Source organism: Leucobacter insecticola (genome assembly GCF_011382965.1).
Taxonomy (GTDB): domain Bacteria; phylum Actinomycetota; class Actinomycetes; order Actinomycetales; family Microbacteriaceae; genus Leucobacter; species Leucobacter insecticola.
Genome location: NZ_CP049934.1, coordinates 1,810,476 through 1,835,615, shown reverse-complemented (window position 1 = coordinate 1,835,615; position 25,140 = coordinate 1,810,476). Strand labels below are relative to the sequence as shown.

21 protein-coding genes, 1 tRNA gene and 3 pseudogenes are annotated in these 25,140 nt (G+C 61.3%); 5 read left to right on the top strand and 20 right to left on the bottom strand.

Annotation, left to right across the window (positions count from 1 at the left end; genetic code table 11):
* The first annotated feature begins 84 nt into the window (after positions 1 to 84).
* Positions 85 to 1,431 carry an FAD-binding oxidoreductase gene (locus tag G7067_RS08435; RefSeq protein WP_166323471.1) on the top strand — a complete coding sequence of 449 codons (1,347 nt, stop codon included), beginning with the start codon at positions 85 to 87 and terminating at the stop codon, positions 1,429 to 1,431.
* Between the two features lie 20 nt (positions 1,432 to 1,451).
* Here the strand turns inward: G7067_RS08435 and G7067_RS08430 are convergent, their stop codons facing one another.
* Positions 1,452 to 2,945 carry an HNH endonuclease signature motif containing protein gene (locus G7067_RS08430; protein ID WP_166323469.1) on the bottom strand — a complete coding sequence of 498 codons (1,494 nt, stop codon included), beginning with the start codon at positions 2,943 to 2,945 and terminating at the stop codon, positions 1,452 to 1,454.
* 142 nt (positions 2,946 to 3,087) lie between these two features.
* On the opposite strand from G7067_RS08430, the gene pdxY reads away from it, so the two are divergent.
* Entirely contained in the window at positions 3,088 to 3,939 is an 852-nt protein-coding gene (pdxY, locus tag G7067_RS08425) for a pyridoxal kinase PdxY (RefSeq protein ID WP_166323467.1), read from the top strand.
* On the opposite strand, the gene G7067_RS08420 is transcribed toward pdxY, so the two are convergent.
* A complete protein-coding gene (locus G7067_RS08420) occupies positions 3,923 to 4,291 on the bottom strand; it encodes a fluoride efflux transporter FluC (protein ID WP_166323465.1) in 369 nt (122 codons plus the stop codon). The two genes, pdxY and G7067_RS08420, sit on opposite strands and share 17 nt — an antisense overlap.
* A complete protein-coding gene (locus G7067_RS08415) occupies positions 4,284 to 4,745 on the bottom strand; it encodes a fluoride efflux transporter FluC (RefSeq protein ID WP_166323463.1) in 462 nt (153 codons plus the stop codon). Before G7067_RS08415 ends, G7067_RS08420 begins: the two co-directional genes overlap by 8 nt.
* A 60-nt stretch (positions 4,746 to 4,805) precedes the next feature.
* On the opposite strand from G7067_RS08415, the gene G7067_RS08410 reads away from it, so the two are divergent.
* On the top strand, positions 4,806 to 5,159 hold the full coding sequence (locus G7067_RS08410) for a DUF2200 domain-containing protein (RefSeq protein ID WP_166323461.1): 354 nt from the start codon (positions 4,806 to 4,808) through the stop codon (positions 5,157 to 5,159).
* Positions 5,160 to 5,283: 124 nt separating this feature from the next.
* Here the strand turns inward: G7067_RS08410 and G7067_RS08405 are convergent, their stop codons facing one another.
* From G7067_RS08405 to G7067_RS08340, 14 genes and pseudogenes are all read right to left on the bottom strand, one after another.
* Positions 5,284 to 6,591 carry a hypothetical protein gene (locus G7067_RS08405; protein ID WP_166323459.1) on the bottom strand — a complete coding sequence of 436 codons (1,308 nt, stop codon included), beginning with the start codon at positions 6,589 to 6,591 and terminating at the stop codon, positions 5,284 to 5,286.
* Between the two features lie 128 nt (positions 6,592 to 6,719).
* Positions 6,720 to 8,237 (bottom strand): IS1634 family transposase, encoded by a 1,518-nt coding sequence (locus G7067_RS08400; protein ID WP_166323457.1) that lies wholly within the window; start codon positions 8,235 to 8,237, stop codon positions 6,720 to 6,722.
* Positions 8,238 to 8,856: 619 nt separating this feature from the next.
* A tRNA-Ala gene (locus G7067_RS08395) sits at positions 8,857 to 8,929 on the bottom strand.
* A 34-nt stretch (positions 8,930 to 8,963) separates the two neighbouring features.
* The gene (rsfS, locus tag G7067_RS08390) at positions 8,964 to 9,383 is read right to left on the bottom strand and encodes a ribosome silencing factor (RefSeq protein WP_166325981.1); all 420 of its coding nucleotides are present in this window, start codon (positions 9,381 to 9,383) and stop codon (positions 8,964 to 8,966) included.
* A gap of 39 nt (positions 9,384 to 9,422) precedes the next feature.
* Positions 9,423 to 9,959 carry a hypothetical protein gene (locus G7067_RS08385; RefSeq protein WP_166323455.1) on the bottom strand — a complete coding sequence of 179 codons (537 nt, stop codon included), beginning with the start codon at positions 9,957 to 9,959 and terminating at the stop codon, positions 9,423 to 9,425.
* 166 nt (positions 9,960 to 10,125) lie between these two features.
* Positions 10,126 to 10,971: a hypothetical protein gene (locus G7067_RS08380; protein ID WP_166323453.1), complete on the bottom strand. Its 846-nt coding sequence runs from the start codon at positions 10,969 to 10,971 to the stop codon at positions 10,126 to 10,128.
* A complete protein-coding gene (gene nadD / locus G7067_RS08375; protein WP_166325978.1) occupies positions 10,968 to 11,540 on the bottom strand; it encodes a nicotinate-nucleotide adenylyltransferase in 573 nt (190 codons plus the stop codon). Before nadD ends, G7067_RS08380 begins: the two co-directional genes overlap by 4 nt.
* 53 nt (positions 11,541 to 11,593) lie before the next feature.
* Positions 11,594 to 11,797: a hypothetical protein gene (locus G7067_RS08370; RefSeq protein WP_166323451.1), complete on the bottom strand. Its 204-nt coding sequence runs from the start codon at positions 11,795 to 11,797 to the stop codon at positions 11,594 to 11,596.
* Positions 11,798 to 11,856: 59 nt separating this feature from the next.
* Positions 11,857 to 13,118, bottom strand: a pseudogene (locus G7067_RS08365) (glutamate-5-semialdehyde dehydrogenase).
* A gap of 21 nt (positions 13,119 to 13,139) precedes the next feature.
* Positions 13,140 to 13,934 carry a glutamate 5-kinase gene (proB, locus tag G7067_RS08360; RefSeq protein ID WP_166323449.1) on the bottom strand — a complete coding sequence of 265 codons (795 nt, stop codon included), beginning with the start codon at positions 13,932 to 13,934 and terminating at the stop codon, positions 13,140 to 13,142.
* Complete coding sequence (obgE, locus tag G7067_RS08355) at positions 13,931 to 15,436, bottom strand: GTPase ObgE (RefSeq protein WP_166323447.1); 1,506 nt, start codon at positions 15,434 to 15,436, stop codon at positions 13,931 to 13,933. The genes proB and obgE overlap by 4 nt, the downstream gene beginning before the upstream one ends.
* Before the next feature lie 76 nt (positions 15,437 to 15,512).
* On the bottom strand, positions 15,513 to 15,767 hold the full coding sequence (rpmA, locus tag G7067_RS08350; protein ID WP_166323445.1) for a 50S ribosomal protein L27: 255 nt from the start codon (positions 15,765 to 15,767) through the stop codon (positions 15,513 to 15,515).
* 44 nt (positions 15,768 to 15,811) lie between these two features.
* Complete coding sequence (gene rplU, locus G7067_RS08345; protein ID WP_166323443.1) at positions 15,812 to 16,120, bottom strand: 50S ribosomal protein L21; 309 nt, start codon at positions 16,118 to 16,120, stop codon at positions 15,812 to 15,814.
* Positions 16,121 to 16,276: 156 nt separating this feature from the next.
* Positions 16,277 to 18,658: an Rne/Rng family ribonuclease gene (locus G7067_RS08340; RefSeq protein WP_166323441.1), complete on the bottom strand. Its 2,382-nt coding sequence runs from the start codon at positions 18,656 to 18,658 to the stop codon at positions 16,277 to 16,279.
* Between the two features lie 245 nt (positions 18,659 to 18,903).
* On the opposite strand from G7067_RS08340, the gene G7067_RS08335 reads away from it, so the two are divergent.
* The gene (locus G7067_RS08335; protein ID WP_166323439.1) at positions 18,904 to 19,515 is read left to right on the top strand and encodes a vitamin K epoxide reductase family protein; all 612 of its coding nucleotides are present in this window, start codon (positions 18,904 to 18,906) and stop codon (positions 19,513 to 19,515) included.
* Here G7067_RS08335 and coaE read toward each other — a convergent pair.
* Positions 19,484 to 20,101 (bottom strand): dephospho-CoA kinase, encoded by a 618-nt coding sequence (gene coaE / locus G7067_RS08330; RefSeq protein WP_166323437.1) that lies wholly within the window; start codon positions 20,099 to 20,101, stop codon positions 19,484 to 19,486. The genes G7067_RS08335 and coaE overlap by 32 nt on opposite strands.
* Before the next feature lie 44 nt (positions 20,102 to 20,145).
* Here coaE and G7067_RS08325 point away from each other — a divergent pair, with 44 nt between their 5' ends.
* Positions 20,146 to 20,739: a DUF4126 domain-containing protein gene (locus G7067_RS08325; protein ID WP_166323435.1), complete on the top strand. Its 594-nt coding sequence runs from the start codon at positions 20,146 to 20,148 to the stop codon at positions 20,737 to 20,739.
* Positions 20,740 to 20,804: 65 nt separating this feature from the next.
* On the opposite strand, the pseudogene rpsA reads toward G7067_RS08325, so the two are convergent.
* Positions 20,805 to 22,255: pseudogene (gene rpsA, locus G7067_RS08320) on the bottom strand (30S ribosomal protein S1).
* Between the two features lie 203 nt (positions 22,256 to 22,458).
* A pseudogene (polA, locus tag G7067_RS08315) lies at positions 22,459 to 25,078 on the bottom strand (DNA polymerase I).
* Positions 25,079 to 25,140 lie beyond the last annotated feature (62 nt).

Sequence of the window (25,140 nt, the reverse complement as noted above, 5' to 3'; positions counted from 1 at the left end):
TATCTTGCCACGGCGGACACTTCAAGAGGCACCTCAGCTGAACCTCGATACGCTTAGACGATCAGTGACGACAGAGGAGGCAGCGTGGCCAAAACAGAGCAACTGCAGCAGAAGCTAGGTGATCGTCTCGTGCTCGATCCCGAGCGGATCGCCCACTACGCCCATGACAGCTCCCGCGCCGAGCCGGAGGGGACAGCGCTGGCACTCGTGCTGGCCGAGTCAACCGCGGATGTTTCCGCGGCGCTCGCCTGGGCGAACGAAGCTGGGGTTCCAGTAAGTGTGCGGGGAGCCGGCACCGGTCTCGTGGGTGGAGCCAATGCCTACCCCGGTGGCCTCATCATTTCGCTCGAGCGCATGAACCGGATCCTTGAGCTCGACGCGGAGAACCGCCTCGCCACGGTCGAAGCCGGCGTCATCACCGCCGAGCTTGACGCCGCGGCGCGAGCGCAGGGCCTGTTCTTTCCGCCGGATCCCGCGAGCGCGCGCACCTCAACGGTCGGCGGAAACATCGCCACCAACGCGGGTGGGCTCAGGTGTGTGGCTCACGGCGTCACGACCGACGCGGTTGCGGGACTTGAAGTGGTGCTCGCGGATGGCCGCGTGATGCGGACTGGCGCACGCACACGAAAGAACGTTGTTGGCCTGAATCTGACGAGCCTGATGGTCGGCTCAGAGGGCACGCTCGGGATCATCACCACGGCGACAGTGAGGCTGAAGCCAGTGCCGCCCGGGATCCCGCGCACCTTCCGCGCGAGCTTTGCGAGCCTCCAGGATGCGGGTCGGGCTGTCTCCCTGATCGTGAACGGCCCCGCCCAGCCCGAGGTGCTGGAACTGATGGATTCGTGGAGCGTGGAGATCATCGAGTCGTTCCATCCGAGCGGGTTGACCGCCCCGGGAGGGGCGATGCTCGTGGGGCAGACCGTCGGTCTTGACGCGCAAGACAAAGCCGAGGCGATCACCGAAACCTGCCTCGGCGCGGGGGCTGACGATGTCGAGATCTCAGAGTCGGACTCGCTGCTCGAAGCGCGGCGTCTCTCGAACCCGGCGTTGAACGCACGCGGCCTCAAGATCTCGTGCGACGTGGGGGTGCCGATCGCGCAGCTTGCGGAGGTGTTTCACGGGATCGACGCGATCTCCGAGCGCCACGGGCTCCGAGTTTCGACCGTCGCGCACGCCGGTGACGGCAATCTGCACAGCACCGTCGAGTCGCCCGACTCTCGCGAGGGAATCGCCGCGGCCGACGCGGTGATCGATGAGATTACGCGGCTCGCACTCTCGCTCGGCGGCACGATCTCCGGCGAGCACGGCATCGGGTCGGTGAAACGCCATGAATTGCCCTGGCAACAAGACGCGGTGACGCTTGACATCCAGCAGTCAATCAAACACGCACTTGACCCGCGGGGCACGCTCACGCCCGACCGCGCGATCTAGAACGGATCGGCCACACGACACTAGAACGGATCAGCTGACTCAGCATGCACTACCCGCCGGAATCGAACCGTGCTGCCGGGCCGGTCGGTGTACTTTCTGCCGAGAGGTGTTTCCCACTCCATCACCCCGCCGGGGTGTTGTCGGATTTTCCATCCGGGGTGATGCTTCATGGTGTGGTGGTATCGGCATGTTGTCGCGAGATTGTCGGTTGAGGTGGTTCCTCCCAGCGCCGCATCGAGCGTGTGATCGATGTCGCTGCGGTTCACCATAACGTTGCAGCCCGGGGCCCGACATCGCAGATCTCGTGCCGCAAGGAATCGTTTGATTGCGGCCGACGGGCGATAGGTGTCAGTGCTCAAGACCTGACCGGTGAGGGTGCTCACCATGATCCGTTCCCAGGCGGGTGAGAGACCCGCCACCGTGCGACTCGTGTCGGTATCGATCGGCCCATACCCAACAAGCTCTGTCGCGATGTGGTCACTGGCCTTGTCGCCGATACTGCCGCTGGCGCTGTCGCGACGGGCACTGCCAGCGGCGCTCCGATCACGGAGCTTTTCCTCGGGAATAATGACCTGGACGCGGGCTTTGATCGCGGCGAGCCCCTTCCCGTGTGCGGAGGCAATACCCGAGGGGTCGGCACTGAGGAGCATCTCGACAAACGCGTCTGCACGGATCTCGTTCAGGGAACGCTCGTCAACTTCACCCCCGGGATCAGCCGCCGCCGCGTTTCGGTTCGCGTTCTTCACTGCCCACCCGATCTGATCAAGCCGATCCATGATGCCTTTCCCATAGATCGCGGAAACGGTGGCAACAAGATCAACCATCCCGTCAGGTTGTTCAACCAGCACGACCCCGCGCCCCCGTAAGGCCTCCGCATGCCGGTCCTGAAGGGGGCGACATGCGAGTGCCTCAGCCAGGCCTTTGGCAATGGCGCGCAGCCGGCCAGCGGTCTCAGTTTTTGCGATCTCCAGTACCTGTTGTTCGTAAATCGCCCGCTTCCGGTCGACCTCCGCGTCACCGATCCCGAGGATACCTCCAGCGTCACGTATCACGCTGACGTGCCCCTGGGAGATCTCCCCCGCTGCCAGCGCAGCATGGACCGCCGGATAGTGTTCCACCAGCGTCGAAGCTCGCGCGATCTGGTGGACCATGGATCGGTCAGACTCACGAAGCGCAAACCCGATCTCTGCCGCAACCGAGCGATGCGCAAACTCACCATGGTCGAGGTGCCCCTCGTCTCTGGCGAGCCGACTAGCCGCCTCATCACACTGCTGCAACAGGGTAGCTTCGCGGGCTTGCAGTGCGGTGATCTGCGCGCGAACCTTCACCAGTTCACTAATCGCGGGGCCCACCGTCGCCGCGTACACCTCGGCGGGCGGCAGCGACGGCGCAGCGGCACCTTCGGCACCAGCGACAACGGGTGCCGCTGCGCCGGAGGCGGGAGTGGGACTCGACTTAAACATGTCACCATTACACACCACGCCACCGACATTTGCGAGGCCAAAATGCGTCAATTTAGAGATTGTGGATAACTCCCCTGAACAGGGAAAATATAGCACTTGTGAGCGGGTAATGAGATCCCCAAAATCGCGGGCCATGGTCCACCGAACTTTCGCAACACTGGTCTATTGACTGAACCAGTGCCAAGATTGGGGAATGCGCATTCTCTCCATCCAGTCCTCCGTTTCCTATGGCCACGTCGGCAACTCTGCCGCGGTGTTTCCGCTGCAGCGGATCGGCGTGGAGGTCATGCCCATCGCCACCGTCTGCTTCTCGAATCACACAGGCTACGGATCCTGGCGCGGCCCCATGCTGAGCGGTGACAATGTCCGTGAGATCGTCACAGGCATCGAAGAGCGGGGCGGATTGGAGGGCGTTGACGCAGTTCTCTCGGGCTACCAGGGAGGCGACGATATCGGCGATGCGATCCTCGACGCCGTCGCGCGGGTCAAGCATCACAGCCCCGATGCGATCTACGCCTGCGATCCCGTGCTCGGCAATGCACATTCGGGCTGCTTCGTCGCCCCCGAGGTGCAAAACCTGATTCGGGATCGGGTCGTGCCGCACGCAGACCTCATCACCCCCAACCAGTTCGAGCTCGGCTTCATTACGGGCACCTCCCCCGACACCCTCGAATCTACCCTCGAATCCGTTGATGCCACCCAGGAGCTTGGCCCGCAGACGGTGCTCGTGACGAGCCTGCAGCGGCCGGACCGCCCGGAAGGAACGATCGAAATTCTCGCCGCTACCGGCAAGGGAGCGTGGCTCGTGCAGACCCCTCATTTGCCGTTCAAGGCGAACGGATCCGGCGATGTCACCGCGGCGCTATTCACCGCCCACTTCCGCCGCAGCGGCGACGCAGCCGACGCCCTCGCGCGCACCACCTCGAGCGTGTTTGCGCTGCTGGAACGCACCCACGCCTCAGGGCAGCGCGAGCTCCAACTGGTGGAGTCGCAGGAAGACTACGCGAACCCGAGCATGCGCTTCGCGGTTACGCAGGTGCGGTAGTTAGGATCCCGAGCACCGCGAGCGCGACGCCGGCAACAAGAACCCCGAAGCCGTTAACCAGCGCGGCCCCAGGCCGCCTTGTGAGAAACAGCCGAACGGTGTCAACGCTCGCAGTACTGAAGGTGGTGTAGCCGCCGAGCAGACCGACCGCGAGCACGCTCGCCAGGGGTTCACCGAGGGACGCTCCCGTGAGCAGGCCAAGGGCGAATGATCCCGAGAGATTGACCACCGCGATGCCCCAGGGGAATCGGGATCGCAGACGCGTCGTGAGCGCGGTGTCGAGCAGGAAGCGCAGGCCCGCGCCCAGCCCGCCCGCGACAGCGATTCCGGCGACCATGAGAACGTCACTCATCTTGCACCCTGCCGCGGAACGCCCGTGCGCCGATCACGCCAGCCCAGCTCGCGAGTACCCCGGCAACCACCGTAACGATTCCGTAGGCTGCGCCGAGCAGCAGGTAGCCGTGAAGCAGCATCGCAGCAATATCGGCCGCGAGCAGACTGTAGGTGGTAAAGCCGCCAATCACCCCCGTGCCCAGCAACAAACGCAGCCGACGACTGCCGCCGGTATCCGATCCGCGCAACGCGAGCGATTCCAGCAGCACTCCGAGTACAAACGCACCGGAAACGTTGATAACGAGGATCCCGAGGGGCACACCCGCAACTTCACCAATCAGCCGGTTCAGCGCATAGCGGGCAAGAGTACCCACCGTGCCTCCGAGAATCACCCAACCGAACTCTGCGAGCAACACGAAACGCGCGACAGCGTTCGCGCCTGCCGGCGCCTCGTTCGCTCCTGTGATACCCATACTTCTTCCAAATTGTAGTGGTGTGAGAGACTCGGTGAAGGCTTAAGGAAAGGGACAACGATGACTCGTCACAAGATTTTCGACATGACTTTCGCGAGCATCTACCCGCTGTACCTTGCGAAGGTTGAGCGCAAGGGGCATACACGGGAGGAACTTGACCGGGTCCTCACCTGGCTCACTGGCCTCGATGCCCACTCGTTGCGGGCGGCCCAATCCTCGGACATGACGCTCGAAGAGTTCTTTGCCAACGCCCCCGCACTGAACCCCAATGCCGAGCTCATCACCGGAGTCATTTGCGGGATCCGGGTTGAAGACATCGAAGATCCACTCATGCAAAAGATCCGTTACATGGACAAGCTCGTCGACGAGGTCGCCCGAGGCAAGAAGATGTCGTCGATCCTGCGCGGATCCTGAGGAGCTGGGGTGCTCGACGCGCCGTAGACCATCATCCCGTCAACTACCGTGCCGGGAGGAAGATCTATGCTGAGCGTCGCGGCCTACTCCTTGGCGGCGCAGCCACCGCCGAAGAAGCTCCAGTTCACTCTTCGATCGCTTCTGCCGGAAACACCACGACAGAGCCATCACTGCGACGTTCGATCTCGATCAGCATGTCTGAATGCCGTCCGCCAACGTCAATTCCGCTACTCAGGCTCCTGAGCCGGTACGCGGCGCCTAGTAGCTTGTCGACCTCAGCCGGCGCATAGTGCACGTTCTTCAACAGACCGCTCGGGCGCTTAAGCTCAAGTGCAGACAGGCGCTGCAGCACATCGTTGATACTCGCCTCGAGGCCGTTCAGCCGCTGCTCGTCACTGCGCAACTCGCTAAGGAATGACTTGAACGGGTTGCCGGAGCCGTCGAGCTGCGCATGTTCGACGGACTGTAACACCAAAACACGACGCTTCAGCGCGATGGCCAGTCTCGCGGTGTCCAGGTGTGCGCCGAAGACACTGTTCTCGTCCAAGATGCCGGGGAATACCTTCGTCAGCGCGGTCAGCTCCACTGGACCCTCAGGGAGTCTGTCGAGAGCGCCTCGCCATTTCTTGAGTCTGTCTTCGACAGCTGCAATCGCCGTACTGATCTCGTGGGACGCGGAGTCGAGCCCGAGCGACTGCCCAATCTTGCCTTGATCAAGCAACACTGATGTGGCTTTGTCGATCGCGTCCCGGCAGCCGTCGAGCCGGTAGCGTTCCTGATCCAGTGTGTCGTCCTGCAGTTGCTCAAGCAGATCTGTGATCCGCTCAATAGCTTTCTGACGCTGATGGTCTGCATAGGCACTCGCGCTGACAGCGACGGCCATGAGGACGAGCGGTGCCGCGACTGTCAACGCTCCAGCTCCCGCGAGGCCGACGCCTGCGGTGGCCGTAGCACCGGTGGTCGCGCCCGTCCCAGCAACTGGCACAAATGTCGCTTTGGAGACGATGCCCGTCGAATCCAGAAGTGCACTGTAGACGCCTCCCGATACAGCCTTGGAGGTCATCGGCTTCACAAGCCCCTTGCTCACTTGGGACGCGACTTTCGCGGGCACCACCATGCGGTAGAGCGCTTCTCCAGAGGCGGCCATATCAACCTTCGCCGGGGATGACCTTGCCGTCTGCGTGACCAGCTGGGAGAGCTGTTGGGCGAGCGGACTACTCGAGCGCAGTACAATCCCGCCGGACGGATCACGATGCCGATCGATCGGGTGCATCTCCAGCGTCGCGATGGGTGCCTGTGCGAAGGCCGCAAGCGCAGTGCGCAGGTCGGCGAGACGCGCAGGAGTCATCTCCCCGTCCAGCATGAAGTCAGGTACGGCCATATCCTCGGTAGCGAGCGTCCACACCGGCACGAGCGCACTCTCGTCTGCCACATCTCTCCTACCGCCGCGAGTACCGCACCTCGGGCGGCGCGCATCTCTCTTGGAGATGATTCTAGGGGATTGAGTGCATCGGATGTGTTGGGCGTCGGGGGTCGCGTGAAACCCCTGAGTTGACCGGTTTAGTGACCACCACCCATGACAGTCAGACCCTTCAGTAGCAATGCAACTTCGTCAGTGATAGCCGCGGGAATTGTGTGCTCGATGCCCTCAACCACGATCACCGCGTCTTTCACCGGAGCCAACACCTTTACGAACCGCTTAATCGAGACCCCGGTGACTTCCTGGATATGCCGCGATACCGCGATTGCACAAAACACGACCGTGAGATGCGCCTCGATCTTTTCCCGCTGTCGATGAAAAATTGGGCGAGCCCGTAGATCAGTCTTCGCCATCCGAAACGACGCTTCCACGTTGAAGAGCTGATGATACGCATCAATTACTGTCGTTGCTGAGGCTGTCAATATCGGCAGATTTGTCACATACCCCTTCACCCCGGCTCGCTGCTTCGCTGATTCCACGAGCGCCTCATCAATACTCTTCTTGGCATCCGTGATCTTCAAGAATCGGCCCTTCTTTACGGCACTCGTCCCCGCAACCACGTTGCGGGCCTTCTCGACTTGCTTCTCAATGTTGCGCAGATCGAGACGGGCACGCTTCTCGCGATACTGGTACACCACCCGACGTTGTCTGCGGGTCTCACCTCGACCAAACCACTGCTGTGATTCAAAGATTTGACCATCGTTCAGGATCCCGCCATCGTTCTGGAATTCGGCAATATCGTATGGAGTTTTCGCGATCCTCGACCCTACAATGAATGAGTAGCCGGCGTCCTCTAACGCGAGGAGGTTCGCGGCAGAAAGCATGCCCGCATCACACGCCACACTTACTGCCACGTCGGGGTGCTGTGCTCTGAACGCGTCAAGCACCGGCACCAGGGTGAGCGTCTCTGCTTTGTTCCCCTCGAAGGAGTGCAATTGCAGGGGGAACCCCCGCTCATCAACGAGAAGACCAACCACAATTTGGGGTTCCAACCGGCGTTCTTTGGAGAGCCCCGGGATACGGTAGTCGTCTTCTTGTTCAACCTGGAAGAACAATGTCGTAACGTCATACAACACGAGGGTGAGTTGCTTGGTGCCACGAAACTCGACACACGCCTTCGAGAACTGGTCACGATAGTTCTCATCGGCAGCACGATTGAGGGAACGGTGAATGCCTGTGTTCGAAGGCGGGGTGAGCCCGAGTTCGTCAAGGATTCGGATGGTGTCGAGCTTTGAGGCGGGTTCGATGATGCGTGCGATCACCAGGTCACGGAACACGGCGTCATCGACGGCGGAAGCGAACCCGAGCTGCGCATATACGCCCGCGAGGGTGTCGTAGAGCAGTCGCGAGTATGCGCGTGCCAGCAGCGCAGTCGACGCGGGAGACGGGGCAAGACCGAAGTCGAACTCACCTTGCCCGGCATCGCGCTCACGTTCACGGATGCGTTGTCTCGCGATATCGGTCAGGAGTGCCAAGTCGGTGTCAGTGTGCGCGGACCCGATGTGATCGATTCCGGTGACCTGTCGCCCCGTTTTGGTGACGATCTGAACCGCGGTCGCACCAGATTTCGTCAGAACTTTCCGAACGAATACTGACATGCGTTCAGCCTACATAGGGGCACGTTAGTAACCACATTCTCAGCAGAGACCCGCATAAAATCAACGTTCTCGCGTTCAAATCCCACAAAACCACCCCAAAGCGGTCAACTCAGGTTCTAGGGGATTGAGTGCATCGGATGTGTTGGGCGTCGGGGGTCGCGTGAAACCCCAACGGAAAGTGTTCGCGCCGGAGTATCAACCCTGAAGTCAACACAAACTTGGCTTCACTCAACGTCTTCGCGAAGCCCGAATGCTTCCCGCTACCGGTTACACCCGTGACACATCGAACCCCGAGGAGCTGCGGTGGCACATGAGGCGTGAAGTGTGAAGTGCTGAGTTTCTGCGCACTGACCACGAATGCAACGAGTCAATCTGAGGGATTCGAGCCCCTGACCTCCCTGAGAGAAACTGCACGACGAGTATCGGCGCCCTCGGTTGCTTTTCCCTATTTGAGTCCCCCTTCTGTCCAAAGCATGGAAGCAGTGAGGAAAGTGGTCTCGGGTTTCGGGTGCGAGGATCCTGCGACTTCGCGCAGGATGACGGTGGAAGCGCCGGATGATGGGGTGGAGGCGCAGGATCACTGAGTGGCGCAGCACAACAGATTACCGAATGTAATGAGTGGATCTGAGGGGATTCGAACCCCTGACCCCCTGCATGCCATGCAGGTGCGCTACCAACTGCGCCACAGACCCGTGAAGTCGAGCGAATGCTCACCCGACAACTTTTCTAGTTTACACTACCGCCGGGTGCCTCTTGCAAATCGGCGGGCGCCTCGAGTATTGGCTTCAGATCGATGACCGGGGCATCCTGCCACAGTTTCTCAAGCTGATAGAAATCGCGCTCATCCTGATGAAAAACATGCACGATAAGGTCGCCAAAGTCGATCAGCACCCAGCGCCCACTTTCGCGACCCTCACGGCGGATAGTGCGCACGCCTGCCCCGCCCAGCGCATCTTCGATGGCGTCGGAGATCGCCTGCACGTTCCGCTCGACCGCTCCGCTGACCACCAAGAAAACATCAGCGAGGCCAAAGTTTTCGGATACTTCGAGCGCGACCTGACCAAACCCGCCCTTGTCGTCGGCCGCGCGCGCTGCGATCCGCAGCTCTTCGAGAACATCGCGCTGCTTGGGTAGTGTCGTATTCAGAGTATTTTCCTTCGTATCGGGGTAATGCACCGGTTCAGCCTAGCCGAACATCCCCTGACTTGCCGCCCAGACCACATATGCAATCACCGCGGCGAGAAGCCCGCCGCCGGTCAGTGACAGCACAAGCGGGAGCTTGTTGTTTTCCTTCGCAGGCTTCGCAACCACGGGAATCCCCGATGACACACGCGCACTCACAGCGCGGCGCGCGGAGACAGGGACGGGTCCTGCCTCGGAAGTCACCTGAGGTTCAGACGTCTCGTGCGCGACGACGGGATCCACTTCAACAGAGTCAATCAGCGCGGAATGCCCGCCGGTTTCACCCATCGACTTCGGCAGCTCAATCGACCCGGTGAGATAAAACTCACCGGTGCTTCCCAGTGGACCGCTCAAGCCACCGGTATCTTCAGGCATCGAAGGCAGGATCAGCGCGGAGGTATTAGATGTACCTGCGGCACCCTCCTGTGCGACCGCACGCGAGATCAGGTCGTCGAAGTCGCCGCCGCTGGGAGTGGCTGGGGCGCTCGGCGAGTCTGGCGAGTTCGATACCGCGGCTCGAGAGGCAGGATCATCAAACACTGATCGCCATTCCTCGGGGGAACGATGTCAGGGAACGAGTATCCGGGAGTTTCGCTGTCTGCGCGAGTCTCCGTCGCTTCTGCGGCTTCAAGATCGGGCTCGACTTCTGGCCCTGCCTCGTTCTCCGCTTCGACCTCAACTTCGTCAGCTTCCGGCAAATCTTCGATCACTTCACCAGCAACGGTCGAAGTGTCCTCAAAAGCCGTGCTGCTTGCGGAACGTTTGTCGGCGCTCTCGTCAGACGGGGCAGGATCTGTCTCTGGCTCAGGATCCACTTCTGCCGCAGCCGCAGGCACCTCGGCTTCTTTGTTTCGATTCCAGGGGAAGCGTCGCTTAGGTTTCGCGGGAGCAGCCTGCTCTTCGGGGAAGCAGACTCTTCCTCCGGTTCAGCTTCGAGAGGCACCTCGACAACGGGCTGTGGCGCATCTTTCGATGCGGGCTCGTCAAAAAGCATCGACCGCTCGGAAGGCTGCGAAGCCTCGTGCAGATCGGCCACAGAGAAAGGCTCAGTAGGCGGGGCGATGAGGCTGTCAAAATCTGGCGCGACCCCGGCATCGCTATCAACAGAAACCGATTCTGGGTTGTCGTCTGGAATCGGCTCAGCCACAGGCTCAGGCTCAGCAGCGGCTTCAGGCTCAGCAGCACCTTCCGGCTCAGCCTCAGCAACAACTTCCGGCTCAGGCTCAGGCTCAACCGCTACTGGATCAGGCTCCACCGCTGCTGGTATAGCTGCCGCACGCGCGGCTTCCCGCTCCGCCAACGCCGCCTCACGGAGCTGTCGCATTTCACGACGACTTCGGGGAGTGCCATCGTCGTTGAACGGAGAGATCTCAATATCATCATTTCCGTCAACAACGACCGCGGCCTCCGTCGCCGCTGCGGGTATGCTTTCAGATACCTCGCGGGAAGGCACCTCAGTCGATTGAGAGAGATCCAGCGCGCCGGTCTCCCCCATCTCCCTCGCTCTACGCTCTCGTCGCGTCAGCGGTTGCTGCTCCTTGTGCTCGCTCATCTCTTCGTCGCTTTCTCGCCGTACAGTCCGTGCTTGGCGATGTACTGCACAACGCCGTCAGGCACCAGATACCATACTGGAAAACCCCGTGCTACCCGCTCACGACAATCCGTAGAAGAGATTGATAGTGCGGGAACTTCCAACAAGCTTACGTGTTCACCAGACAATCCCGAAAGTGAGAGTTCATGCCCCGGACGCGAAACGGCGATGAAATGGGCAAGTTCCCAGAGTCGATCCACGTCTTTCCAACTCAGAATCTGCTCAACCGCGTCAGCTCCTGAGATAAAGAATAGATCCGCATCGGGCATTCGCTCACGCAAGTCCTTGAGCGTGTCCACCGTGTAGGTCATTCCATCGCGATCAACGTCTACCCGACTCACCGTAAACCGAGGGTTTGAGGCGGTCGCAATTACGGTCATCAAATAGCGATGTTCGCTCGGAGAAACATGTTCCTTTTGCCAAGGTCGCCCCGTCGGCACAAACACGACCTCATCGAGGTCGAAACTCTGCGCGACTTCGCTCGCCGCTACTAGGTGGCCGTGATGGATGGGATCGAAGGTACCGCCCATCACCCCGACGCGACGCCTCTGTGACACCGTCCGCTAAGGTCTAACTAGTGAGTCTACGCTGCGCCGTGCTCACGTGCGTAGGCTTCAGCCTTCGCTGCGTGACGATTTGCGACATCACGAAACGAGAAGGTCACAATAGCAAGCGCGGTGAATACGACAAACGCGGCAACACCGAACACGGGTGCCGGGAACGGCAACTCGTTGACGATGTGCTGGCCCTCTTCAGCGGCGACAGCGATCGTGGCGAGAAGTGACATGAAAACCCCTGCATTCATAACGGATTCGGATATATCAATACTTAGTGTAGCGCTTTCACTCAGCGGATCTGACCCGCACCGCGCACCAGCCACTTCGTGCTGGTTAACTCCGACAGCCCCATTGGGCCACGGGCGTGCAGTTTCTGGGTCGAAATCCCGACCTCAGCACCAAAGCCAAACTCGCCACCGTCGGTGAACCTGGTCGAGGCGTTCACCATCACGACGGCCGAATCAACCTCGGCAAGAAACTTCTCTGCGCTCGCGTAGTCTTGGGTAACGATTGACTCGGTGTGGTGGGTCGAGAATCGGTCGATATGTGCGATCGCCTCGTCAATCGAGTCAACAACGCGCACGCCCATCTGAAGCGCAAGATGCTCTGTGGCCCAGGTCGTGTCATCAGCATGAGCAAGTGACGCGACATCTCCGATGCTGGATCGTGCGCTCTCGTCACCGCTCAGCTCAACGCCCGCGGCCACCAATTCACGCGCAAGCCGCGGCAGCATACGGGCCGCTGCGTCACGGTGCACAAGAAGCGTCTCGGCAGCGTTACACACGCTCGGACGATGAGTCTTCGCATTCTTCACGATGTTCACGGCCATCTCTTCGTCGGCCGTAGCGTCAACGTACACGTGCACGATCCCCGAGCCGGTCTCGATCACCGGCACCGTCGATTCCTGCACCACGGTAGAAATGAGGCCGGCACTCCCCCGCGGGATCAGCACATCGACGTAGCCGCGTGCCTTCATCAGGCGGGATGCGCCTTCACGTCCGAACTCGTCAATCGTTTGCACGGCATCCCTGTCGAGACCCACACTCGAAATTGCGCGCTGGATCAGTGACACGAGCACCGCGTTCGACTGCTCCGCCGCGCGACCACCGCGAAGCACCGCACCGTTGCCGCTCTTCAGCGCGAGTGCCACGATGTCAACCGTGACGTTGGGGCGTGCCTCATAGATGGCACCGACAACACCAAACGGCACGCGCACCTGGCTGATCGTGATCCCGTTCGCGAGGGTACTCCCACGCACAACCTGGCCGATCGGATCCGGGAGCGCAATCACATCGCGGACCGCCGCTGCGAGAGCACGCAGCCGCGGCGCGTCGAGCATCAGCCGGTCGAGCAGGCCGTCGCCGATCCCCTCTTCGCGCCCCTCGCGAGATCGAGCGCATTCGCCGCAGCAACCTCGGCGATTCCCTCTTCGATCGCGAGGGCGATCGCTTCAAGGGCGGCGTTCTTTTGGCCTGTGGTGACGGTGGCGAGACTCTTCGACGCGGCTCGTGCGCGTTCAAGTTTGACGAGAAAGGGATCAGCGCTGGTCATAGCCCCAGTCTAGTCCCACACCTACTTGGCCGTGTCTGCTTCCATTTCGCGCGCATCAAAGCAGGTGCCGTGATCTGCACCGTCCAAAACGCTCGCGAACAGCGTTGTCTCGGTGAGCAGCACTGCAGTGCCTGCGTCTGCCGCGAGCCGAGCAGCCTGCACCTTGGTGGCAGCGCCCCCAGTGCCCCATCCCGACTGGGTCTCACCAATCTCGATGCCCTCAAGTTCGTCTCCGTGGGGCACGTGGGCGATCCTCGTGGCTCCCACCGTGGTGGGCGGCGCCGTATAGAGAGCATCGACGTCGGAAAGCAGCACGAGACGGTCTGCTCCGATCAAGCGGGCCACGAGCGCCGCAAGCATGTCGTTGTCACCGAAGCGAATCTCGTGGGTCGCTACCGTATCGTTCTCGTTGATGATGGGGAGGATCCCGAGCTGCAAGAGCCGTTCCAGAGCACGCCTCGCGTTACCGCGGTGTGTCGGATTCTCCATATCGTTCGCAGTAAGAAGCACCTGCCCCGCGATAATGTCGTGGTCCCCGAGCGCCCGCTGGTAGCGATTCACCAGAATGTTCTGGCCCACCGCTGCCGCCGCCTGCTGTGTAGCAAGATCCTCCGGGCGAGCCTCCAACTGCAGAAAGGGCACTCCCGTAGCGATCGCACCGCTCGACACCAGCACCACTTCGGCGCCGGCCGCGTGAAGTCTCGCGAGCGATTGCACCAGGGTCGGAATCTGGGTGGCATTCTCACCACTTACTGAGGAGGATCCCACTTTCACCACTATGCGTCGCGCTGCCAGTAGCTTGGCGCCCGCGCTCACGAGTCTTCGCTCCACATGCCCGCTTCACGCTCGCGCGCGAGTTCAGCACGCGCCTCGGCTTTCGCGTCCATCATCCTTGTGTATTCGGCACGGCGTTCCACATTGGTGCGCCTACTACTCTGGTCCACCCGATGATCGGTACCGCGGGCCCCCATTTGCACTTCGGCGGCACTCGTGACGGTCGGCTCCCAATCGAAGACAACCCCGGCACCCGGGCCAATCACGACGGTCGACCCGGCAACGGCCCCGGCCTTCACCAGCGCGTCTTCGAGACCAATCTTCTGCAGCCTGTCCGCGAGATATCCAACGGCCTCATCGTTCTTAAAGTCGGTCTGCTCAACCCAGCGCTCGGGTTTTGCGCCGAGGACCCGGTAAATCGTGCCGTAGCTGCCGCCCTCGGTGACGATGCGAAACCCGCTTTCGTTCACCGGCTTGGGCTGCAGCACGATCTTCGGCTGCTCAGTCGCTTCCGCAAGTTGCTTGGCTCGCGCGGCTTCAACAAGCTCCGCGAGAGCGAACCCCAGCTGGCGAAGACCCTCGTGAGAAACGGTTGAGATCTCAAAGACTCGATAGCCACGTGATTCGAGCTCGGGGCGCACAAAATCTGCAAGCTCGCGCGCTTCGGGCACATCGATCTTGTTCAAGGCGATCACCTGGGGTCGCTCAAGCAACGGTGCCTGGCCTGCCGGCACAGGATATGCGCCAAGCTCCTCAAGAATAATGTCGAGATCAGAGATCGGATCTCTGCCCGGCTCAAGGGTCGCGCAGTCGAGCACGTGCAGCAGCGCACTGCAACGCTCGACGTGACGCAGAAAATCGAGGCCGAGCCCCTTGCCTTCGCTCGCGCCCTCGATAAGGCCCGGAACATCGGCGACCGTGAATCGGTGTTCGCCTGCCTGCACCACGCCCAGGTTCGGGTGCAGCGTGGTGAAGGGGTAGTCAGCGATCTTCGGCTTCGCCGCACTCATGGCGGCGATCAAGCTCGACTTGCCTGCCGAGGGGTAGCCAACGAAGGCGACATCAGCAATGGTCTTGAGTTCAAGGGTAAAGGTTCCACTCGTGCCCTCAGTGCCAAGCAGAGCGAAGCCGGGCGCCTTACGCTTATTGCTGGCGAGCGCAAGGTTGCCAAGGCCGCCGAGGCCACCCTTAGCCGCGACGAAGCGGGTGCCCGGCTCAGCGAGGTCAGCGAGGGTCTCACCTGCAGCGTTCTTTACGACTGTGCCAACCGGGACCGGGAGAATGAGCTCCGGAGCCGTGGTTCCCGCACGGTAATCGCCAGCTCCAAAGCCACCGTTCTCCGCGGATCGGTGCGGCCTGCGGTGGTACTCGAGTAGCGTAGTGATCTGCGGGTCAGCGAGCAAGACAACGTCGCCGCCGTTGCCGCCAGCTCCGCCATCGGGGCCTGCGAGCGGTTTGAACTTCTCGCGGCGGATCGAGACACACCCGTTTCCGCCGCGACCTGCCTGGAGGTGCACCTGCACCTGATCCACGAACGTCACCATGCTGATGTACCCCTTAGAAAACCTCTATATATGGCAAAAGGCGAGCCGAAGCCCGCCTCGCCTTTACTGCCTCAGTCTACGCGGCAGCAACGATGTTGACGACCTTACGACCGCCCTTTGCGCCGAACTCCACGGCCCCCGCTGCGAGAGCAAAGAGAGTGTCATCTCCGCCACGACCGACGTTGACGCCGGGGTGGAAATGAGTGCCGCGCTGGCGAACGATGATCTCGCCGGCGTTCACCTGCTGGCCGCCGAAGCGCTTTACGCCCAGACGCTGTGCATTCGAGTCGCGACCGTTGCGGGTCGAGCTCGCGCCCTTTTTATGTGCCATGAGTCTCTAACTCCTAAGTCGTATCTGAAAACTGGTGGTGCTGGCTACTTGATGCCAGTGACCTTGAGGCGGGTCAGGTCCTGACGGTGACCCTGACGGCGCTTGTAGCCGGTCTTGTTCTTGTAGCGCTGGATCACGATCTTCGGGCCGCGGAGATCTTCGAGGACCTCTGCAGTCACCTTGACCTTGGCAAGCGCAGCTGCGTCGGTAGTGACCTTGTCGCCGTCAACGAGCAGAACAGCGGGAAGCTGAAGCTTACCCTTGGAGTCTCCTGCTACACGGTTGACGGTGATGATCGAGCCAACCTCGACCTTCTCCTGCCGGCCGCTTGTGCGCACAACTGCGTAAACCACTTGTCACCCTTTTCTTGAGGATTGTCTTGCGTGTCGAACCGCAGCCGTGCCGCGCTCGAAGTCTGAAGTTTCATCGCCCCGAGGGGCGACAGCAACACTCAATAATATCTCACACCACCAAGGCGGGTCAAATGCGTCCGCCTCGCGTGTCACGACTTATTGTGAGGATCTCTGCTGAGACGTCGCGTTCAAGGCCTCGAGCAGCGACTGCTGAGCAGCCTGCGCGGCTTCAGAGTTCTGCTCCACGCCACCCTTCAGCGTTTTCGTAGAGACTCGCCGATTCTTGGCACGGCCGCTGCCTGCGACCGGGGCTTCGGGAAGCGCATCGAGCACCGATCCCAAGAGGTCCTCCGGGTCGGAAGATACAGGTGCCCCGGGGTCGATCTCTTGCACGAGTGACCCTTCAGAAACACCAGATTCGGGATCCCGGGCTTTCCGCTGCTGCACACGCCCCGACTGGACTCGGCCCGAACGCACAGGAGCCTTGGCTGCTGGCGCATCGGGCGTTTCGTTGACCTCGGAGGTCTGATCCTCGCCCTCGATGCCCGACTTGGCCCCCTGGAGCGTCGAGGCTGCCACCTGGGCCAGCATGTTCTTTGCCCCGTCGGTAATGGCGTGCGTCTGCGATTTCGGCTCCTGAGGAGCTCCCTGGGAGCCCTTGCCGCGCTTCGAGCTGCTCCGCGGCGCACTGTCGCTACGGTGCTTTGATACGGGCTCGTGGTGCACGACAACTCCGCGACCCGCGCAAATGTCGCAGGGCTCACTGAAGGTTTCAAGGAGGCCGAGGCCGAGTTTCTTGCGGGTCATCTGCACGAGGCCGAGCGAGGTAACCTCGGCAACCTGGTGCTTCGTGCGGTCTCGGCTCAGGCACTCCACCAGGCGACGGAGCACAAGATCACGGTTCGACTCAAGGACCATATCGATGAAGTCGATCACGATGATCCCGCCAATATCGCGCAGCCGGAGTTGACGGACGATCTCCTCGGCCGACTCAAGGTTGTTCTTCGTCACGGTTTCTTCGAGGTTACCGCCGGTGCCAACAAACTTGCCGGTGTTCACATCGACGACGGTCATCGCCTCGGTGCGATCGATCACGAGAGAGCCACCAGAAGGCAACCAGACCTTACGATCAAGCGCCTTCGCGATTTGCTCGGTGATGCGGTATTCGTCGAAAATATCGCGCTCTTGCTCGTAGCGTTCCACCCGCTGCAACAGATCCGGAGCCACCTGCGAGAGATAGTCTTCGATGACCTCGTAGGTCTCTTTGCCTGAGATCAACAGGCGCTGGAAGTCTTCGTTGAAGACGTCACGCACGATCTTGATGAGCATGTCCGGTTCAGAGTGCAGCAGGACCGGCCCACCGCCCTTGGCAACGCGGGTCTGGATCGACTCCCACTGTCGCGTCAACCGCTGCACATCGTTGGTAAGCTGATCCTCGCTCGCGCCCTCGGCGGCCGTGCGCACGATCACACCGGCGCCGCTCGGCAACACCTCTTTCAAGATCTTCTTGAGGCGAGCGCGCTCGGTGTCAGGGAGCTTACGGGAAATACCATTCATGGCTCCCCCCGGCACATACACGAGGTAGCGACCGGGAAGCGAGATCTGGCTCGTCAACCGCGCACCTTTGTGGCCTACCGGATCCTTCGTAACCTGAACGAGCACCTGGTCGCCCGGCTTCAACGCATTCTCGATCTTGCGCGCGGCGTTTCCGCCGTCGAACTCGGACCAGTCAACCTCGCCCGAGTAGAGCACAGCGTTGCGACCCCGCCCGATATCCACGAAGGCCGCCTCCATGCTGGGAAGCACATTCTGTACGCGACCGAGGTAAACGTTGCCGATGAGAGAGTTCTCACTCGAGCGGGCGACATAGTGCTCCACAAGCACCTTGTCTTCGAGCACGCCGATCTGCACACGGTCCGGAGTTGTACGTACGATCATCTCCCGGTCAACGGATTCGCGACGGGCCAGAAATTCAGACTCGGTAATCACCATGCGACGGCGGCCTGCATCGCGGCCATCGCGGCGGCGCTGCTTCTTCGCTTCAAGCCTCGTCGATCCCTTTACCTTCTGAGGTTCAGTGATGAGCTGGGGGCTGCGCGAAGCACGACGGGAGCCGTCATCTTCCGAGCGATTCTGATCAGTGTCACCGGATCGACGGCGCTGCCGACGCTGACCCGAGAACGAGTCGCGATCACCGCGGTCGTCGCGATCCTGGCGGTCATCGCGGTCGTCGCGGTCGTAGCGGTTGTGATTCCGCATGAAGCGCTGGTCGAGCAAATCGTCGAGCTGCCCGAGATCACCACGACGAGAGCGGGGCTGGATCGGCGGCACATCAGGCGCCAGGAAAATCAATCGCGTCGTCGCGCGAAAGCGTTCCTCGGGAGTCATCTCCGAAAGCGGCAGCAACAGCTGGACCGGTTCAGGCGCCTCGGGGTTCTCCCCCGCTTCAACGATATCGCTCTTGATTTCCTCTGCGGCGGGCGCCCCCGCCGCTTCGAGATTCGCTTGCGGCTCTTCTGTGTGTTCTGTATTCACCATTTCTGGTGTGCTCCTCTGACCCGGGGAGACGCTCAGCCGCCCCGGGAACCTATTTGTGCGAGATATCCCGCAAATCCTATTCTCCGCGAATGCTCCGCAACCGCGCTCGATCGCTCTTCGACCGGTGAGTACCTTTCGGAACCCAAAAGACTGTGCGTGCTGCGAGCCTCCTCAGCTCACCGCACAGCTTTCATTATGTCACGCCACGGTCAGAACTCGCAGCAGACATCGTTATGATCGGAGATATGAGTTCTTCGATCCCTACATCGACACGGCCGCTCGCTTTTCCCATTTTTTCAATCATTGCCGGAGTGATCGGGTGGTTCGCATCCTTTGAGCTCTTGACGGAATATGTGAAGACCCTGCAAAATCCGGGCTATATTCCCAATTGCGCGGTCAGCGTCCTCGTTACTTGCGGCCCCAATATGGGCTCATGGCAGGGATCGGTCTTCGGTTTCACCAATACGCTGCTCGGCATCGCGGCGTTCATGGCACCCATAATTGTGGGCGTTGCGCTCCTCGCGGGTGCAACATTCGCCCCGTGGTTCTGGCGGCTCTACCAGCTCGGTCTATTGGGCGGCGTATTTGGCGTGTTTTGGCTCGCCTACCAGAGCATCTTCTCTCTCGGCACGCTGTGCCCGTGGTGCATGGTGGTGTGGACCGTCGTGATCCCGCTGTGGTGGGTTACGCTCTTCCGTCCTTACGCCAACGGGGATATTCCCGTTACAGAGTCGACGCGGCGTCTATTCGAGCGCATGCTCTCATGGACCTGGGTCATCGTGCTGATTTGCTACGTTGTGATCGCCTTCGCCGCACAGCTACACCTTAACTGGTTCGCTGAGTTCGCCCGCTTGTAAGCTTTTCCCACAGCTCATCGACCTGGTCAAGAGTGTGCGTTTCGCTGCCTGAAGTGTCGATGACAATATCGGCGAGGGCACGACGCTCCGCATCGCTTGCCTGATTCGCGATTCGGCGCCGGGCATCCTCCTCACTCATACCGCGCAGCTCGACCATTCGGACCACTCGCTGATCGACGGGCGCTTCGGCCACCACAACCAGATCCCATTCATCATTGCGCCCCGTTTCCGCGAGCAGCGGGATCTCGTAGACGATGATGGCATCGGGATCCGCGGCGCGTGCCCGCGCAAAGCTCTCACTCGCAAGCCGGCGCACCTCCGGGTGCACGATCGCATTGAGCTGTTCAAGCGCGGCAGGATCTGAAAACACGAGTTCGCCAAGCGCTGCTCGATCGAGAGATCCGTCGTCGTTCAGCACCCTCGGCCCGAAGCATTCCCGCACACGACTAAGACCCGGCGATCCGGGAGCAACCGCGTCACGCGCCAGCTGATCCGCATCGACCCGGAAAGCCCCAAGCGCGGCAAGGCGCGCACCAATCATCGACTTTCCCGAGGCGATACCGCCAGTCAATCCGATCAGTGTCATTCCTCAGCACTCCCTCAACTTGTTGCCGCTCTATGCTAGACGACATGCTCGAACTTATCACCGGCATTACGCTGGCATCGGCCGCGGGCCTGAACGCGTACATCCCTCTGCTGGGCATCGCGTTGCTCTCGCGCTTCACCGAGATGATCGAGCTGCCCGCAGGCTGGCTGTGGCTCGAAAACGACTGGTCGCTCGGTATCCTCGCCGTGCTACTCGCTGTCGAGATGTTGGTAGACAAGATCCCAGCCCTCGACAGCATCAATGATGTCCTGCAGTCGGTAGTGAGGCCAGCCTCGGGCGGCATGGTGTTTGCCGCGGGAACCTCAAGCAGCACCGTGGCTGTCGCAGACCCCAGCACTCTCTTCACCTCGGCCGAGATCTGGCCGTTCTTGCTCGGGATCGGGGTCGCGCTGATCCCTCACGTCTTGAAGGCGCTCGCCAGGCCGGTGCTCAACCTGCTCACCGCTGGCGCGGGCGCCGCGGTGTCGAGCCTCCTTGAGGATGTAGGGGCGGTGCTCCTGACAGTTCTCGCGGTGATCGTGCCCATCGTTGCCCTGCTGCTACTCATCGCGTTGATCGTGCTGCTTGTGCGTCGACTGCGGCGGGCACTGTCGAAGCGGCGGGCAGTCAGGCAGTAGGCAGAGACGCCAAAGGCCCGGCACCACGCTGCGAACAGCGGGAGGCCGGGCCTTCAGTGTAAGGGTTAGTTGCCCTCGAGCTGCGCCTTCAGCGCGGCAAGCGCTTCGTCATCAGCGAGTGCGCCAGCCGAAGCCGAATCGCTCGAGAAGGTCGATCCTGCGGCCGCATCATCCGACACGGGAGCAGCAGCGATCTCGGCAGCGGAAGCAGCAACCTGCTTCTTGTGTGCCTCCCAGCGCTCCTGGGCAGCTGCGTATTCCAGCTCCCACTTCTCGCGCTGCGACTCGAAGCCTTCCTTCCACTCCTGAGTCTCGGGATCGAAGCCCTCGGGGTACTTGTACTCACCGTTCTCGTCGTACTCGGTGGTCATACCGTAGAGCGCAGGATCGAACTCAGTGCCCTCGGGATCCAGGCCCTCGTTCGCCTGCTTGAGGCTGAGCGAGATGCGGCGGCGCTCGAGATCGATGTCGATGATCTTGACGAAGACTTCCTGGCCTGCCGAAACGACCTGCTCAGCAAGCTCAACGTGCTGACCCGACAGCTCGGAGATGTGCACCAAGCCCTCGATGCCATCTGCAACGCGCACGAATGCGCCGAAGGGCACAAGCTTCGTGACTGCGCCCGGAGCGATCTGACCGATCGCGTGGGTGCGGGCGAAGACCTGCCACGGGTCTTCCTGTGTGGCCTTCAGCGAGAGCGAGACGCGCTCGCGATCGTGCTCGACCGAAAGAACCTCGACGGTGACTTCCTGGCCAACCTCGACAACGTCAGAGGCGTGCTCGATGTGCTTCCAGCTGAGTTCGGAGACGTGCACGAGGCCGTCAACGCCACCCAAGTCAACGAACGCACCGAAGTTGACGATCGAGGAAATGACACCCTTGCGAACCTGGCCGGGCTTGAGCTCTGCGAGGAACGAGGTGCGCGTAGCCGACTGCGTCTCTTCGAGAAGCGCGCGACGCGACAGCACAACGTTGTTGCGGTTCTTATCAAGCTCGAGGATCTTCGCCTCGATCTCCTGACCCAGGTACGGGGTGAGATCGCGCACGCGGCGCAGCTCGATGAGCGAAGCGGGAAGGAAGCCACGGAGCCCGATGTCAACGATGAGGCCACCCTTGACAACCTCGATGACGGTGCCGGTAACGACACCCTCGCTCTCCTTGATACGCTCCACATCGCCCCAGGCACGCTCGTACTGCGCGCGCTTCTTGGACAGGATCAGGCGACCTTCCTTGTCCTCCTTCTGGAGAACGAGCGCCTCAACCGAGTCTCCGACCTGAACAACCTCGTCGGGGTTCACATCGTGCTTGATGGACAGCTCGCGGGAGGGATAACACCCTCGGTCTTGAAACCGACGTCGAGGAGAACCTCGTCGCGGTCAATCTTCACGACGGTGCCCTCGATGAGGTCTCCGTCGTTGAAGGACTTGATAGTCAGTTCGACCGCTGCAAGGAAGTCTTCGGCTGAGCCGATGTCGTTAACTGCAACCTGCTTGCGTTCGGTCGTTGCGTTCGTCATGTAATTGGTCTCCAGAATGGACAGGGAATCAGGCGCGTACGTACCGAAGTTTCGGTCGAGCCGAGGCTCGCAAGTCGCACACACGTGGACATTGTTGAGTCGCCACAGATGTGACGATTCATCCTACCGCGGATTCCCGCGCCTGAGCAAACGCTCGGGGCTCCTCATGACGTCAGCTACTCAGCCGATTGACCAGACAGGCGCTAGTGCGCTGCAGCGTTCCAGTTCGGACCGTGCCCGAGCTGCACCTCGAGCGGCACCGACAGCTCGGCCGCGCCAGCCATCTCTTCTCGCACGATCACCTCGAGCGCGTCCCACTCGCCTTCCGCGACCTCAAACATGAGCTCATCGTGGATCTGCAGCAGCATTCGGGAACTCATTGATTCCTCGCGCATTCTGCGTTCGATCTCGATCATGGCACGCTTGATGATGTCGGCGGCGGAGCCCTGGATCGGAGCGTTCAGCGCCGCTCGCTCCGCGTTCTCGCGGAGGATCCGGTTCGGGCTCGCGAGATCCGGGAACGGCCTCCGACGCCCAAAGATCGTTTCGGTGAAGGTGTCGCGCTTCGCCTGATCGACAACGGCACGCAGGTAATCGCGCACGCCACCGAATCGCTCGAAATAGTCCGTCATGAGCTGCTTCGCCTCGGCGGCCGAAATCCCGAGCTGCTTGGAAAGCCCAAACGCAGAAAGCCCGTAAGCAAGGCCATAGGACATGGCCTTAACTTTGGAGCGCATGTCGCTCGTAACCTCCTCGGGGCAACACCAAAGATCCGTGCGCCCACGAAACGGTGCAGGTCCTCCCCCTGATTGAACGCTTCAATGAGCCCCTCGTCGCCGGAAAGATGCGCCATGATCCGCATCTCAATCTGTGAGTAGTCGGCGGTCATCAGCGTCTCAAACTCGGGCGCGTGAATGAATCCTTCGCGGATCCTGCGACCCTCCTCTGAGCGCACCGGAATGTTCTGTAGATTCGGGTCGGTGGAGGCAAGACGCCCGGTGCTTGATCCGGTCTGCACCAGCGTCGTGTGGATCCGGCCGTCCTCTTTCACAGCCTTGATGAGCGTCTCGACCATCTGCCGCAGCTTGTTCGCATCGCGGTGCGCAAGCAGGGCGTCGAGGAACGGGTGTGGCTTTTTCACCTGGAGTTCGGCGAGCGCCGCAGCATCGGTCGTGTAACCGCTCTTCGTCTTGCGGGTCTTCGGCATGTCAAGCTGCTCGAAGAGCACCTCCTGCAGTTGCTTGGGCGAAGACAGATTCACCTCGCGATCGATCGCGGCAAATGCCTGCTTCTCAAGCTCCGCGACGCGGGCGCGCAGCTCCGCATCGTGCGCTTCAAGCAGCGGCAGATCGATCTGCACACCGCGATGTTCCAGGGCAGCGAGCACCGGTACGAGAGGCAGCTCGATATCGCGGTAGATCTCGCCCGTGCGAGACTGGAATCGTTCCACGATGGCTGAGTGGGTGCGCACCGTATACCAGGCAAGCGCGGCGACATCGGACACACTGCCCTCATCAGGCACGAGCTGGTTCGGATCCCCCTCGGGCACCTCTTCACCGAGATACCGGAACGCGGCCTCGGCGATGTCTTTCTCGGCGTTGGAGGGGCGCATCAGCCACGCCGCAAGCAGAACATCGCCGGCGAGTCCACCGATACGTTGACCCAAGCGGGTCACCAGCCCAATCTGCTGCTTCGAATCGAAGAAGATCTTGGGGGCGTCAGAGGCCAGCCACGCTTCAAACTGGGCGTAGTCGCGTCCACCGAGCTGCCAATGGAACAGGACACTCGCGGTGGGGGTTGCGACACCCACCTCAACGCCAGCCGAGCCTTCACGAATCAGCACCGCCGGCGTATCGGCCTTTGCCAGCCAGTCACCAAGCTCCTCATCAATCAGGTTCTTCGCGACCGGCTTCTCGGGTGCCAGCGGAGCCGCGCTCACACTGCCCCCGAGGGCGCCTCGGCACCAGCAAGCTTTGCGACGCGCTGCAGCAGCGTGCGGAACTCAAGTTCAGCGAACACCCGCTGCACCGCAGCCATGTCCATTTCGCCGCGCTTCAGATCTGCCAGCTCCACATCGAGCTCCACGTCGCGCACGAGGCGGTTCAAGCGCCGGTTACGCACGGCAAGGTGCGCGTGCTCTCGAAGGCTCTCGCCAACCTTTCCACCGATCTCATCCTGGCGGCGCAGAATCTCATCGAGCGAGCCAAACTGGTTGATCCACTTCACCGCGGTCTTCTCGCCTACCTTCGGCACCCCGGGCAGGTTGTCACTCGTTTCGCCCACCAGCGCGGCAATCTCCGGATACTGCTCGGGGCGGATCCCGTAGCGCTCCATCACTTTGTCCGCGTCGTAGCGGGTGAGTTCACTGACACCCTGCTTCGAGGGGTAGAGCAGCGTGACATTGTCGTCGACAAGCTGGATCGTGTCGCGGTCGCCGCTCACAACGAGCACCCGGTAGCCAGCCTGACTGCCTCGGGTCGCGAGCGTCGCGAGAATGTCGTCGGCCTCGTAGTTCTCTTTCTCGATGGTCCGGATCCCCATCGCGCGCAGTGCCTCCTGCAACAGAGGGATCTGCCCTTTGAACTCAACCGGGGTTTCACCGCGAGTGCCCTTGTATTCGGGATATTCCTCGGTGCGGAATGAGTGCCGAGAAATATCGAAGGCGACCGCGAGCGCGTCGGGCGTTTCGTTGCTGAGCAGATTAATCAGCATCGCGATAAAGCCGTGGATCGCGTTTGTGTGTTGGCCCGACTGCGTTTGAAAGCTGTCCACGGGCAGCGCGTAAAATGCCCGGAAGGCCAGCGAGTGGCCGTCGATGATCATGAGGGTAGGCTGAGGCGTATTCGTCACAGGCCCAGCCTACAAGCCGACGACGACAGACACGC